Source organism: Aeromonas sp. Marseille-Q5825, from assembly GCF_946892685.1.
GTDB classification, from domain to species: Bacteria; Pseudomonadota; Gammaproteobacteria; order Enterobacterales; family Aeromonadaceae; genus Aeromonas; species Aeromonas rivipollensis.
Genome location: NZ_CAMPOU010000004.1, coordinates 75,958 through 89,884 on the forward strand (window position 1 = coordinate 75,958; position 13,927 = coordinate 89,884).

Annotated in this window: 10 protein-coding genes; 7 read left to right on the top strand and 3 right to left on the bottom strand. The window is 64.8% G+C overall.

Going from position 1 to position 13,927, the window contains the following annotated elements:
* The first annotated feature begins 167 nt into the window (after window positions 1-167).
* The gene (locus OC537_RS10960; RefSeq protein ID WP_106886089.1) at window positions 168-1,070 is read left to right on the top strand and encodes a GGDEF domain-containing protein; all 903 of its coding nucleotides are present in this window, start codon (window positions 168-170) and stop codon (window positions 1,068-1,070) included.
* Between the two features lie 27 nt (window positions 1,071-1,097).
* Here the strand turns inward: OC537_RS10960 and tilS are convergent, their stop codons facing one another.
* Window positions 1,098-2,435 (bottom strand): tRNA lysidine(34) synthetase TilS, encoded by a 1,338-nt coding sequence (gene tilS / locus OC537_RS10965; protein WP_262111202.1) that lies wholly within the window; start codon window positions 2,433-2,435, stop codon window positions 1,098-1,100.
* 127 nt (window positions 2,436-2,562) lie between these two features.
* Between tilS and OC537_RS10970 the strand changes: the two genes are divergently transcribed.
* The 4 genes from OC537_RS10970 to OC537_RS10985 all read left to right on the top strand — a co-directional run bounded on the left by OC537_RS10970 (window position 2,563) and on the right by OC537_RS10985 (window position 7,904).
* The gene (locus OC537_RS10970; protein WP_262111204.1) at window positions 2,563-4,593 is read left to right on the top strand and encodes a M13 family metallopeptidase; all 2,031 of its coding nucleotides are present in this window, start codon (window positions 2,563-2,565) and stop codon (window positions 4,591-4,593) included.
* 115 nt (window positions 4,594-4,708) lie between these two features.
* Window positions 4,709-5,146, top strand: a complete 438-nt coding sequence (locus OC537_RS10975; RefSeq protein WP_262111206.1) for a PliI family lysozyme inhibitor of I-type lysozyme — start codon at window positions 4,709-4,711, stop codon at window positions 5,144-5,146.
* A 404-nt stretch (window positions 5,147-5,550) separates the two neighbouring features.
* Entirely contained in the window at window positions 5,551-7,284 is a 1,734-nt protein-coding gene (locus tag OC537_RS10980; RefSeq protein WP_262111208.1) for an ABC-F family ATP-binding cassette domain-containing protein, read from the top strand.
* Window positions 7,285-7,367: 83 nt separating this feature from the next.
* On the top strand, window positions 7,368-7,904 hold the full coding sequence (locus tag OC537_RS10985; RefSeq protein ID WP_262111210.1) for a GNAT family N-acetyltransferase: 537 nt from the start codon (window positions 7,368-7,370) through the stop codon (window positions 7,902-7,904).
* A gap of 59 nt (window positions 7,905-7,963) precedes the next feature.
* On the opposite strand, the gene yjeH is transcribed toward OC537_RS10985, so the two are convergent.
* Together yjeH and OC537_RS10995 are read right to left on the bottom strand one after the other, a co-directional pair.
* Window positions 7,964-9,244: an L-methionine/branched-chain amino acid transporter gene (gene yjeH / locus OC537_RS10990; protein ID WP_262111212.1), complete on the bottom strand. Its 1,281-nt coding sequence runs from the start codon at window positions 9,242-9,244 to the stop codon at window positions 7,964-7,966.
* A gap of 135 nt (window positions 9,245-9,379) precedes the next feature.
* The gene (locus tag OC537_RS10995) at window positions 9,380-10,672 is read right to left on the bottom strand and encodes an HAAAP family serine/threonine permease (RefSeq protein ID WP_162520220.1); all 1,293 of its coding nucleotides are present in this window, start codon (window positions 10,670-10,672) and stop codon (window positions 9,380-9,382) included.
* A gap of 496 nt (window positions 10,673-11,168) precedes the next feature.
* On the opposite strand from OC537_RS10995, the gene OC537_RS11000 reads away from it, so the two are divergent.
* Window positions 11,169-12,077, top strand: coding sequence for a LysR family transcriptional regulator (locus tag OC537_RS11000; protein WP_106887882.1), 909 nt, complete (start codon window positions 11,169-11,171; stop codon window positions 12,075-12,077).
* A 101-nt stretch (window positions 12,078-12,178) separates the two neighbouring features.
* The gene (locus OC537_RS11005) at window positions 12,179-13,630 is read left to right on the top strand and encodes an MATE family efflux transporter (protein WP_262111215.1); all 1,452 of its coding nucleotides are present in this window, start codon (window positions 12,179-12,181) and stop codon (window positions 13,628-13,630) included.
* The last annotated feature ends 297 nt before the right edge of the window (window positions 13,631-13,927 follow it).

The window sequence follows — 13,927 nt, forward strand, 5'->3', positions numbered from 1 at the left end:
AGGATCCCGCCCTTGCCGCGGGCCCGCAGCCAGTAACGCACGGAGTTGTTTGCCCTCCCATTTCATGTTGCTAAGCCTAGCCAGCCCCTTTGTTTTCCATCGAACATATTTTGGGCACGGGGATTGCAAGAAACCGGTCAATGAGTGGAGAGGTGTAAGGCTGCAACGTGGAAAACACATCGTCTTTGAACGGCTTCGGACATGGCATAGAGCAGTGGGTACAGCAGATGGAGCGGCTCACGCCGCTGACCGGGCAGGATACTTATCAGCAGCTTCAGGAGCTGCTGAGGCAACGGGATCTTGACGCCCTGCTGGCAATCTTTGCCGAGCGGGTGGCAAAGATTGTCCGGATCCACACGCTCCACCTCGACTGCGGTCAGCCCCATAGCCTCATCGCCCACGCCCCCCAGGCCAGGCAGGTGCTGCATAGCTACCGCTTCGAGCTGCGCGGCCAGCATGAGCAGTTGCTCGGACAGCTGCAATACGAGCTGGAGCAGCCCCTGAGCGACGGCCAGCGGCGGCAGCTGGGGCAATATCACCAGCTGTTCTGCCTGCCCCTGCCGCTCTATCTGCGGCTGAGCCGGCTGGAGCAGCAGGTGCGGCTCGATCACCTGACCGGGCTTGGCAACCGCTCCTACTTCGACGAGGCCATTGGCCGGGCGGTGGAGCAACACTGCCGGGAGCCCCACGGTCTGGTGCTGGTGCTGCTGGATCTCGACCGCTTCAAACAGGTCAATGACACCTGGGGCCATCCGGTGGGGGATCTGGTGCTGAGCCGCTTCGCCCAGCTGCTGCAGGGCTGCATTCGCGGCACGGATCAGGCGTTTCGCCTCGGCGGCGACGAGTTCGCCCTGCTGCTGCAACCCGCCGATCCCGAGGCCTGGCGCCCGGTCTGGCTGCGGCTGCAACATGTGCTGCACAGCCACAAGGAGCTCAGCGCCTTCTCGGTGGGCTGCAGCCTGGGGGCCGCCAGCTGGCACTCGGGCATGGACGTGCAACGCCTCTATGCCACGGCGGATGCCCACCTCTACGCCCGCAAGAAGGCCGGCGTGACAGGGCCGTCCGAATAGGGCGGCCTGGCAGTCCCTCGGCGGTGTTCAGTCAAGTTCCGGGGTGACGGCTCGCCGCCAGTCTCCCTTGATGCCCCCCTCGGGCGCCAGAAATCCGTCGCAGACGAAGAGTCCGGCCACCAGCGCCACCCGCTCCCCGTAATAGAGGATGGGAATACGCCCCCGTTGCCAGGAGGGCACCCCGTACTCTTGCAGCAACTTTTTCAGGCGCCGGCTGCCAACCCGCCCCACCGGCTTGAGCATGACGCCGGACGCCACCTGAAAACGCACCGACAGGGGCTCGTCCTCCCGTGGCGGGCGCAGCCCTTCCCCCCCATCCGATGACAGCAGCCTGAAGGCCCCCAGTCCGTCCGGCAGGCAGAGCGTCTCCCCCACCCGGATGGGCAACACCTCCTCACGGGGGGCAAGGCCGGGCGGCACCAGGTGGAGTCGTCCCTGAAAGCGGCGGCACTCCAGCCCCTGCAGGCTCAGCCTGGGGTTGGCGTCTTCCCGCGCCAGCGCCACCTCCTGCCAGAGCAGCCCCAGCAGCTCCCGGGACGGCATCTCCCCCCCCTGACGACGGATCCAGTGGCGCAGCAGGTTGTTGCGCCGCACCGGGGAGAGCGGCTGCAGCGCCTCGATGCGCAGCGCCTCCCCCTCCCCTGCCCGTTGCCAGTCCGCCTCCGCCAGCTCGCTGATCAGGGCCTCCTGCTCGGCGCACAGGGCCATGCTGCGCGCCGCCGTCTGGGCCATGGCGGGCCAGCGCGCCTTGAGCTGGGGAATGAGCTGCTGGCGCAGGAAGTTGCGATCGTAGCTCACGTCCTGGTTGCTCTCATCCTCCACCCAGCCATAGGGCAGGGTCTCCGCCAGCGCCGCCAGCTCGGCCCGGCTCACCTCGAGCAGCGGGCGCAGCAAGCGGCCACTGGCAAAGGGCTGGTTCGGTACCATGCCCGCCAGCCCCCGCAATCCGGCGCCCCGCTTGAGCGCCAGCAGCAGGGTCTCCAGCTGATCGTCCTGATGATGGGCGGTGAGCAGCCACTCCCCCTCCCCCAGGCAGGCGGCGAGACGCTGGTAGCGGGCCTCCCGCGCCTGGGCCTCCAGACTGTCGCCGTTGCCCCGTTGCAGTTGCACCCGCTGGATGATGAGGGGCACCGCCAGTTGCTGGCACACCCCTTCACAATGGGCCACCCAGTCGTCGGCATGAGTGCTCAGGCCGTGGTGGACGTGCAGGGCACGCAGGGCAAGGCCCTGCTCCCGGGCAAAACGCGCCGCCAGCACCAGCAGCACAGTGGAGTCGAGCCCGCCGCTGAAGGCTACCAGCAGGCCCCGGGAACCTTCCGGCGCGGGCAGAGTCTGACAAAAACGAGAATAAACACGAGAAATCATAGGCTTCCCCTATACGACCAGGCCGATCTTAGCAGAGTCGGGCTTATCAAGCGCTAACCCGACTGCTAGAGTGAGTTTCCTCCCGACCTGGGCCGGGACGCTGAGTAACCCGAATTGGAATCAGACAATGAACAATAAGAAAAGCATACTGGCTGGCCTCATCGGGCTGGCCTTGCTGGCCGGTTGCAGTCAGGGGCCGGACCAGGCAGACAAGCACTCCGGCCTCGCGCTGGCCAACATGGACACCAGGGTCAAGCCCGGTGACGACTTCTTCCGCTACGTGAACGGCCACTGGCTGACCACCGCCAAGATCCCGGACGACAGGCCCGCCGACGGCGCCTTCTACCTGCTGCGGGACAAGTCTCTGGCAGACGTGCGGGTGCTGGTGGAGGGGCTGGACGGCAAGGCCGCCACCGGCACCCCGGCCCAGCAGATCCACGACCTCTACCGAAGCTATCTGGATCAGCAGACCCGCAACGCCAGGGGCACCACGCCCCTGCTGCCCCTGCTCGGCGACATCGATCAGATCCATGACAAGCAGGGTCTGGCCCAGGCCTTCGCCCGCGCCGGCAAGCTGGGGGGCAGCGCCCCCTTCGGCTTCTGGATAGATGCGGACGCCAAGGCGCCGGACAGCTATGCGGTCTACCTCTATCAATCCGGGCTCGGCCTGCCGGACAGGGACTACTACCTCAAGCAGGATGCCGCCAGCCAGGCACTGCGGCAGAAATACGAGCAACACATCGCCGGCATGCTGAGCCGCTTCGGCGAGGCAGATGCGGGGGCCAAGGCCAAGCGCATCCTGGCCCTCGAGACCCGGCTCGCCCAGATCCAGTGGGACAACGTCGCCCTGCGGGATCGGCAGAAGAACTACAACAAGGCCCCCATCGGCGAGCTCAAACGCCTCGCCCCCAGCATCGACTGGAACAGCTATCTGGATCAGGCCGGCCTGAGCGGCCAGCAGAGCCTCATCATAGGCCAGCCGAGCTACCTGACGGCCCTGGACGAGGTGATGAAGCAGACCCCCATGGGCGACTGGCAGGCCTACCTCAAGTGGCAGCTCATCACCGATTTCGCCCCCTACCTTGACAGCCAGACCGACGCCCAGAACTTCGCCTTCTTCGGCACCACCTTGAGCGGCACGCCCAAGCAGCGCGCCCCCTGGGAGCGTGCCCTCGGGGTACTGGACAACAACCTGGGGGAGGCGGTGGGCAAGCTCTATGTGGAGCGCTACTTCCCGCCAGAGGCCAAGGCACGCATGGAGCAGCTGGTGGAGAACCTGCGCACCGCCTACGGCCAGAGCATCCAGGAGCTGGACTGGATGTCGCCGGCCACCAAGACCCAGGCCCTGGCCAAGCTCGCCAAGTTCAGGCCCAAGATAGGCTATCCGGACAAGTGGAAGGACTACAGCGCCATCGAGATCCGCGCCGATGACCTGGTGGGCAACCTGCAGCGCGCCCGCGCCTTCGAATATGCCGACAGCCTGGCCCGCCTCGGCAAGCCGGTGGACAGGGACGAGTGGCACATGTCGCCCCAGACGGTGAACGCCTACTACAACGCGAGCAACAACGAGATCGTCTTCCCGGCCGCCATACTGCAACCCCCCTTCTTCGACATGAGCGCGGACGACGCTGTGAACTACGGCGCCATCGGCGGGGTGATAGGCCACGAGATGGGTCACGGTTTCGACGATCAGGGGGCCAGATCCGACGGTGACGGCGTGATGCGCGACTGGTGGACGCCCCAGGATCTCAAGGAGTTCCGCTTCCGAACCAGCCGGCTGGTGGCCCAGTACAACCGCTTCGAGCCCATCAAGGGGCAGTACGTCAACGGCCAGTTCACCCTGGGGGAGAACATAGGCGATCTCGGTGGCCTCACCATAGCCCACAAGGCCTACCTGCTGTCGCTGGATGGCAAGGAAGCCCCTGTGCTGGACGGCTTCACCGGCGAGCAGCGCTTCTTCCTCGGCTGGGCCCAGGTATGGAAGGGCATGTATCGCCCCGAGCTGATGCAGATGCTGCTCGCCTCGGATCCCCACTCCCCTCCCGAGTACAGGGTCAACGGCGTGGTGCCGAACATCCCCGCCTTCTATGAGGCGTTCAACATACAGCCGGGTGACAAGCTCTATCTGGACCCGGCCAAACGGGTCAAGATATGGTAAACAGGGGATCGACAGGGGCTGGCCAAGCGCCAGCCCCTGGTCGGCCACAGACAAGGCGGGGGCCAGGCCCCTGCCCACTGACACCGCATCACAAGCAGCAACAAGGGTCACATCCATGAAAGCCTTACTCATTACTCTCGGCCTGCTCAGCCTGCCCCTGACCACCCAGGCGGCGGAGGGATTCTTCCAGCAGCTGACGCTGCCCACGGGCCAGGTGCTCACAGTCGGCGAGGGGCGCGGCGAGCCCGCCTCCACCGGCAGCTACGACGTGCGCCTCTACTCAGGCGCCAACCCCGAGTTTCCCCTGGATCAGTTCATCGACGGCAAGGTGATGCCCCGCGATGGCAGCATCAAGGCGCTCAAACTGCTGGATCTCAACGGTGACAAGCTGCCCGAGCTCATCGTCCTGGTCGAAAGCGCCGGCAGCGGCAGCTACCAGAGCGCCGACGCCTTCACCATCAATGCGCAGGAGGGGCTGGAGAGCTTCAACCACGTGGAGGGGCTGGCCCCCAATGACGATGTGATCCAGGCGCTCAAGACCCCGCGCGACTGATCCCTCTCATCTGATGCACCCGCATACCTGATTCAAGAGCCCCGCCCTGCGGGGCTCTTGTTTTGCCGGAGGCTACGATGAAGGCCCCTTTTCACTGCCAGATGCCCCCATAACAGCCCGATATCCCCCCTATTCCCCGATAGACGGCTATTTTTTCTACGCCTATAATCGCCGCACCTGACCATAACGAAACACAAGGAGGTAAAAAATGGTTATCCAAGCGTGTCCGATGTTCTCGGCTCGCCTGTTCGGCACATTCGCCCGCTCTTGCCTGCATACCATCGCGCTGCGATAGCGGGTTCGAGCAAAGCCGACTCCTTCCACACCGAGACCTTTCTCGACCGTTGTCGCCAGCGCTCCTGATGACAGGGATTTCCGATCCCGCCATTTAAGAGAGCAAGAGCATGACGACACTGATGAGTACCCACTCCCTGCAGATGACTGCGGGACACCTCCCCTTATTTGACAACATCGATCTCGGCATCCAGAGCGGCGATCGCCTGGGCCTGATTGGCGCCAATGGCTGCGGCAAGAGCACACTGCTCGCCCTGCTGGCCGGTGAGCTGCAACCCCATGACGGACGGGTGCAGCAGGCCGCCCCCTGCCGCTGCGAGTTCGTGGCCCAGCACCTGCCCCCAAGGCTGCAAGGGCTAGGCACCCGCGCCGTGCTGCAGGATGCCCTGGCGGGTGATCCCGCCGCCGACTGGCAGGTGGACAAGATGCTGACCGAGCTGCAGCTCGAAGAGCAGGCCGAACTCCCCGTCAGCGCCCTGAGCGGCGGCCAGCACACCCGGTTGCAGCTAGGCCGCGCCCTGCTGCGCCAACCCAACCTGTTGCTGCTGGATGAACCCAGCAACCACCTGGATCTGCCCGCACTGCTCTGGCTGGAGCAGTTCCTCCTGGGCTGGCGGGGCGCCCTGGTGCTGGTCTCCCACGATGCCCGTCTGCTCGATCGGGTGACCAGCGAGACCCTGATCCTGCGGGATGGACGACTCCATCGCTTCGCCCTGCCCTGCAGTCAGGCCAGGGTGGCGCTGGCCGAGGAGGACGAGCAGGCCCGCCTGCGCCGGGCCGACGAGCAGAAGGAGATTGACCGCCTGAGCGCCAGCAGCAAGCGCCTCGCCACCTGGGGGCGGGAGCATGACAACGAGAAGCTGGTGCGCCAGGCCAAGTCCATGGAAAAACGCATCACCCGTCTGCAGGAGGAGCAGAGCCAGGTCGCGGCGCCAGCCCCCTGGCGCCTCGAGCTGCACGGGCAGGCACTGCCCGCCGATGCCCTGCTGCGACTGGAAGCCCTGGAGGTGCGCCCCGCCCCCGGCTTGCCGCCCCTGCTGCGAGCCGAGGATCTCTGGTTGCGGGCCGGCGACAGGGTCGCCCTGCTCGGCGCCAACGGCACCGGCAAGTCCTCCCTGCTGCGCCAGTGCTGGCGCGAGGTCTGCGATCAAGGGCCGGGTGAGGGCTGGTATCGCCACCCCGGCGCCAGCATCGCCTACTACGATCAGTCCCTGCAGCAGCTGGACGGGGACGCCACCCTGAGCGACGCCCTCTATCCCCTGGCGCCCTTGCCGGAGGTGACACTGCGCCAGGCCCTGATCCGCGCGGGCTTCCCCTACTCCCGCCATGGCCAGCGGGTGCACGCCTTGAGCGGGGGGGAGCGGGCCAGGCTGCTGTTTCTCGCCCTCTCCCTGGCGAGCCACCATCTGCTCTGGCTCGATGAACCCACCAACCACCTGGATCTGGCGGGCAAGGAGGAGCTGGCCGAGGCCTTGAACGCCTTCCCCGGGGGCGTCTTGCTGGTCTCCCACGACCGGGATCTGATCGAGCGCAGCTGCAACCGCTTCTGGCTGATCAGAGATGGACGCATCCAGGAGGCCCACAGTGCCGAGCGGGCCTATGCCGAGCTGATCGACCACCAGCAGAGAGTGGTGGCTGAGGGGCCATCCGGGCATGACGCCCGCCAGGCTCCTGCCAGCACGGTGGATGACGAAGAGGCGCTGCTGGCCCGCTGGTATGAGCTCGATGCCCTGCTGGCCGCCGATCTCGCCCGCAAGCCCAGGCATCAGACCCCGCGGCTGCAGCAGGAGTGGCGCCATGAGCTGGCAAGGCTTGCCGGCTTGCTCGGGCTTGTCGAATCATGAGCGCAGCCATAAACCACCTTGGCCATCCACCCCAGTTTGACTCAACACACGCGGCCAGCCACGACTGGCCGCAAGGAGCCACCATGACATCAACTACACCGCCAGAGATCAGGCTGGATCCCGTCATCTATGCCGACCTGCCCCACATCTATCGTGGCCTGTCGGATCCGCGTGTCATCGCCTACTACGGCATCAGCTACGACAGCCTGACGGCGTGCCAGGCCCAGATGGAGTGGTACGCCGAGCTGACCCGCACGGGCCGCGGTGCCTGGCACCTCATTCGCAATCCGCGCACCAAAGAGCCGCTGGGAGCCATCGGCTACAACGATGCCGACCCGCAGCACAAAGGGGCCGAGATCGGCTACTGGCTCTATCCCGAACACTGGGGCAAGGGGGTGATGAGCGCGGCGCTGCGGTTGTGGCTCCCGTTGACTTACCGCACCACAGCGCTGCACCGGCTGCTGGCGGTGGTGGAGGAACCAAACCGTCCCTCCGCCCGCCTGCTGGAGCGGGCCGGCTTTCGCTACGAAGGCACGGCGCGGGAGTGCGAGTGGAAGGGGGATGGCTTCATCTCCCTTCGCCACTACGCCCTGCTGCGCAGCGACCTGCCAGACCTTTGAGCATCACCACATCTGATAGCCAGTAAAAAGCCCCGCACTGCGGGGCTTCTTTTGGGTGGCTACTTGATGGCGCAGATGTTCTCCGTGGCCCGGGTGCGGCGACGTCTGCGCCGCCACAGGGAGAAGCAGCCGTAGCCCGCACTCAGCACCACCGCATAGAGTACCTGGGAGGCGAGCGCCACCAGCACCGCTGCGCAGAGCAAAACGCTTACCCCCGCCAGCCCCTTGCCCATGCCGCCAAGCAGACGCCAGCCCGCCGCCATGCAGAGCAGATAGACCAGCACGAAGTTGCCGTTGGCGTAGCGGATGAGCTCATCGAGCGGCAGCTTGAGCCAGAGGATCAAGGTGATGGAGACGAGGCAGATGGCGAGCACCCAGCACAGGGCATTGAGGGGCGCACCACGGGCCGAGAGGCGGGAGAGGGAGGCGGGCAGCTTGCCCTCCCGCGCCATGCTCCAGATAAGGCGCGCAAACCCTTGCAGGTAGATGTTGATGCTGGCAAAGCAGGAGAGGTAGCCGAGCACCGCCACCAGCCACTTGGCGGTGGGGCCGAACAGCAGGGAGAGCAGGGCCGGGATGGCGGTGGCATTGGTCGCCTCATCCCCATAGAGACCGTATTTCAGCACCACCAGGGAGTGCACCCAGTAGATGAGCCCCGCCAGCAAGACGCCGCCGAGCAGGGCCAGGGGATAGTCCCGCTCCGGTCGCTTGAACTCCTCCCCCATGTGGGCGAAGGCTTCCAGCCCCACGAAGCACCAGAACATCACCGCCAGCGCAGTGCCCATGGCGGGCCACTCGGCGGCCGTCGGCAGCGGCTGGGCCCCGTCACGCCAGCCGAGATCCCCCTTGAACCAGATGAGCATGGTCAGCCCCAATATGGCCAGGGCGATGAGCAGTTGCAGGTTGCCGGAGGAACGCGCCCCCCGCAGGCCGAGCAGGAAGACCCCGAGCAGGGTCAGCAGCTGGATGGCCCACAGGGTCCACTCTCCCATGTCGAACAGGGCGTGCCAGAAACCGGCGGCTATGGTGAGGGCGGCGGGCAGCCCCACCGGCAGCACCGCCAGAAACAGGAAGGCGGAGAAGCGCTCGGCGCCGTTGCCAAAGGCGAGCCCGATGAGGTGCGGCGCCCCGCCCGCATGGGGGTAGCGGCGACCGAGGCGGGCGAAGGTGAAGGCGATGGGCAGCACCAGTACGATGAGCAGCACCCAGGCCCAGAGAGAGGCCCCCCCTGCCAGCGACGCCGCTGTCGCCGGCACCACGAAGATCCCGGTGCCGAGCAATGAGGTGGCGAGCAGCCCCATCCCCTGCCAGAGCCCGAGATCCTTTTTCAACCCAGACATATCCTTTTGTCCTGTCTAGAAAAACATCCCGCCATGTTAGGCCGCCGCCAGGGCTTTGTTAAGCACTCTGCGCCGCAAATAAAGAAGCCGCCTCTTGGGAGGCGGCTTCTTCATTCAACGGCGTAACCGGAATTATCAGGCAATCAACTTGTAGATGATGCCGGACATGGCGATCAGGCCAATCAGGGTCACGAAGCCGTTGCTGAGGTTGCCAGCGTATTTGCGCATGGCCGGGATCTTGGCGATGGCGTACATCGGCATCAGGAACAGCAGCATGGCGATGATGGGGCCGCCCAGGTCTTCGATCATGCCGAGGATGCTCGGGTTGATGGTGGCGATGGCCCAGGTGGTCAGGATCATGAAGACAGCGGTCACCTTGTTCAGCTGCTTGATCTCGACCTTCTTGCCCTTCTCGCGCAGCGCCTTGGCCATCAGGCCGTTCATGCCTTCTTGCGCACCCAGGTAGTGACCCAGGAAGGACTTGCTGATGGCAACCAGGGCGATCAGCGGTGCCACGGTGGCGATCACCGGGTTGTCGAAGTGGTTGGCCAGGTAGGACAGGATGGAGATGTTCTGTTCCTTGGCAGCCGCCAGATCAGCCGGGGAGAGGCTCAGTACGCAGCTGAATACGAAGAACATCACAGTCATCACCATCATGACGTGGGCGCCCAGCAGTATGTTGCTGCACTTCTTCTCGGCACCTTCACCGTAACGACCTTTGTTGTCCACCGCGAAGGAGGAGATGATCGGGGAGTGGTTGAAGGAGAACACCATGACCGGGATAGCCAGCCACAGGGTCTTGATGAAGTCACCGTTGAAGGCCTCGGACAGCGCAGGCGCTTCGGTCACAATGGCACCGTTCCAGTGCGGGATCAGGTAGAGCGCCAGGCCCATCAGGGTGATCACGAAGGGGAATACCAGCACGCTCATCGCCTTGACAATCACCTGGCCGCCGAGGCGAACGATCGCCATCAGACCCAGGATCAGCACCAGCGACAGAATGGCACGGGGAGGTGCAGTCATGCCCAGCTGGTGAACCATCAGGCTCTCGACGGTGTTGGTGATGGCGACCGAGTACATCAGCAGAATGGGGTAGATGGCAAAGAAGTAGAGCAGGGTGATGAACTTGCCTGCGGTCTTGCCGAAGTGCTCTTCCACCACTTCGGTGATGTCGCCATCACGGGTGGAGCCGGACAGCACGAAGCGGGTCAGGCCGCGGTGTGCGAAGAAGGTCAGCGGCAGGGCCAGTACCAGCATGGCCACCAGCGGCCAGAGGCCACCGACGCCGGCATTGATCGGCAGGAAGAGGACACCGGCACCGATGGCGGTACCGTACAGGCCCAGCATCCAGACCAGATCGGCCTTGTTGATGCCACGGGAGGAGGCTTTGCTCAAGCTGCCTTCAACTGCAATATTCATGTCAGACATAGGGATGTTCCTGTCATCAAGGAAGGTGGATTCTTACTAGTCAGTGGGCATGGGCCCGGTTCCTCTCCCTGGAACACCTGCTGTTCGTCCTTTTTTTATTCTCAGGCCCCGGCTATCCGGCCATCACTCCATGTGACAACCAAATTGCAACAAACGAAGGCATGAGATCGTGATGCTGAGGGTGTTGCTCGCGCCATTTAACAAACTGGCAACGGCCACCTCATCCGATGAGCTGACTCTAGTTAAAAGGCCCTATTAATCACAGCGTTTTTTTGAATTAATCAACCAAAGTTTGACTTCAGTCGCCTTTCAAACGAGCAAGATCACATTACAGGCCCTGTGTTGCGAAAATTTTTTAACAAATTAAAAATAGGTGGTGATTTTCAGCCCCCTGGGAATAGCAACAAAACGATTACAATCCCCGCGACAGCGTGCCGATTGTCTCCCGTCCCCCCTTGGCGTACCCTTGGTTTTCCCCCACTGCCCCTTGCTGAACATGACCATCACCCGCACCGATCTTGCCGAACTGGCGGTATTTGCCGCCGTCGCCCGCCACCGCAGTTTCAGCCGGGCCGCCCTCGAGCTCGGGGTCTCGGCCTCGGCCCTGAGCCACTCCCTCAAGGGGCTGGAGAGCCGTCTGGGGGTCAGGCTGCTCAATCGCAGTACCAGAGCCGTGGTGCCGACCGATGCGGGGGAGCGATTGCTGACGCAGCTGCTGCCGACCCTGGGTCAGCTGGAGGAGGCGCTGGAGGAGTTGACGCGTCATGGGGATGAGCCGGTCGGCAGACTGAAGATCTGTGCGCCCAGGGCCGCCATCCAGGAGGTGCTGGCCCCAGTGCTTATCGACTATCTGGTGCGCTATCCGCGCATGCAGGTGGAGGTGGTGGAGCAGGAGCTGATGCCCCGTCTCATCGAGGATGGTTATGACGCCGCCCTCTTCTACGGCGATCTGCTACCCCAGGAGATGATAGCCGTGCCCCTGGGCCCGTTGCAGCGCTATCTGGTGGTGGGTTCCCCCGACTATCTGGCAAGGCGCGGCATCCCCCTGCACCCCTCCGAGCTCAGCCAGCACGACTGCATCGGCTATCGCCTCACCCCTCATCACCACTATCGCTGGGCCTTTGCCGCCGACGGCGAGCTGCTGGAGATAGAGGTGAGCGGGCCGCTGACCACCAGCACTCCCGCCCTCTATCTGGGGGCGGCCGAGGCGGGCCTGGGGCTGGCCTACTGCTATGAGGAAGAGGTGAGCGAGGCCCTGGCGGCGGGTCGGCTGGTGACTGTGCTGGCCGACTGGAGCCCCACCTTTGCCGGCTTCAATCTCTTCTACCCCAGCCGCCACCAGCTGGGCCACGGCCTGCGGGCCCTGATAGACATGTTGAAGGCCCACCATAGCCCGCGAGACTAATGAGCAATACTCATCAATCCATCAAATAAACACCGGATTATCAATGGAAAGCTAAGAATCTACACTGTGGCTTCGATCCCCGACCCGGCAGAAGCACAGATATGTCAGCCTATTTCATTCGCCGTCAGCGGGCCATGACCCGCCGTTTCTGGGGCTATGCCCTCCCCTCCATCATGGCCATGCTGGTCTCCGGCGCCTATTACCTGGTGGATGGCATCTTCGTCGGCCACTATGTGGGGGCCGCCGGTCTCGCCGGGATCAACCTGGTCTACCCGGTCATCATGGTGCTGATCGGCCTCGCCGCCATGGTCGCCATGGGGGCGGCGACCGCCATCTCCCTCCAGCAGGGGGCCAGAAACCTCGCCCTGGCCCGTCAGGCCCTGGTCAATGCGTTCTGGCTGCTGGGGCTGCTGGGGGCCCTGGCCCCGCTGCTGCTGCACCATTGGCACATCGACATCCTGCTGGCCCTGGGCATAGCACCGGATACCGAGACCTGGCAACAGGCCAGCGACTACCTCGGCTGGATAGGGGGCGGCACCCTGCTGCTGGCCAGCAACCTGGCGGTGCCCTATCTGCTGCGCAACGACGGTCGCCCCCGCCTCGCCATGGTGCTGGTGAGCTGCGGCGCCCTGCTCAACATACTGCTCAACTACATCATGGTCGGCCGCCTGGGGCTGGGGCTGGTGGGCACGGCCCAGGCCACCCTCATCTCGGAAGGTGTGGTCAGCCTGCTTGGCCTTGGTTATTTCTTTACCTCCCACGCCAGGCTGCGCCTCTCATGGCGCCAGCTGGTGCCCAGCTTCCCGGCCATGCCCAACCTTTTGTTCACCGGGCTGCCGAGCCTGATCGCCCAATTCAACCTGGGGCTGCTGCTGCTGCTGCATAACAGCCAGCTGATGGTGCACGGCTCGGTCAAGGATCTGGCGGGCTTCACTGTGGCGGGTTACACAGAGGCGGTGTTCATCGTGATCCTGCAGGGGCTGGCCTTCGGCATCCAGCCGCTGATCAGCCAGGCCACCGGGGCCGGGCGCCTGCGGGATCTCAGATTCCTGATGGCCATGGGGCTCAAGATCACGCTGGTCTATGGCATGGGAGTCTGGCTGCTGATCCAGTTGCTGCCCCGCCAGGTCGCCATGCTCTACACCGGGGATCAGGATGCCGAGCTGCTGGCCGCCGCCGTCAGCAGCCTGACCCTCAACCTCGCCGCCATACCGCTGGAGGGGATCATCATGTTCGGCATAGTGCTGCTGCAATCCATGGCGCGCACCCGTCAGGCCCTGGTCATCTCGGCCGCCAAGACGGCGCTGCTGCTGCCCCTCATCTTCCTGCTGCCGCTCTGGTGGGGCCGCGACGGCGTGCTGCTGGCCCAGCCCGCAACCGTGCTGCTGCTAACCCCGCCGCTCTGCTGGCTGTTGTGGCGGGAGTGGCGTCGCCTCGCGCAGGCCAAGCCCCTTCCGCCACCAGCACAGCCCCGCCCTGGCCAGCCGGGCGCTGGCCAGGGGGGAGCGGTTCGCCTCGACCGATCTCGGCTGACGGCTGAGGCGGCGTGGTGAACTGCCCCTCCCCTTATGTACGTTAACGAACAGACAGCCCCCTTCCCCTCCCCCATAGTCTCAGTGTTGCCAGCCCCCTTCCCCTGCGTTTGTCAGGCCGGGGGCGCGGCGACCCATCGCGGTTGCCGGCCCGGGAGCCCATAGCCCCGGCACAACGGCAGCCCCCCCTTGCCCGTGACCAGGGCGGGGTTTTCACTTCATCCGGCATGCCGATGACAGCAGCCCCGTCACCCCTTGCCTGCGAGGATTGCCCATGTCCCAACGGCCATGCAGTGGCGGCTCTGCCCCCGCCCTGAA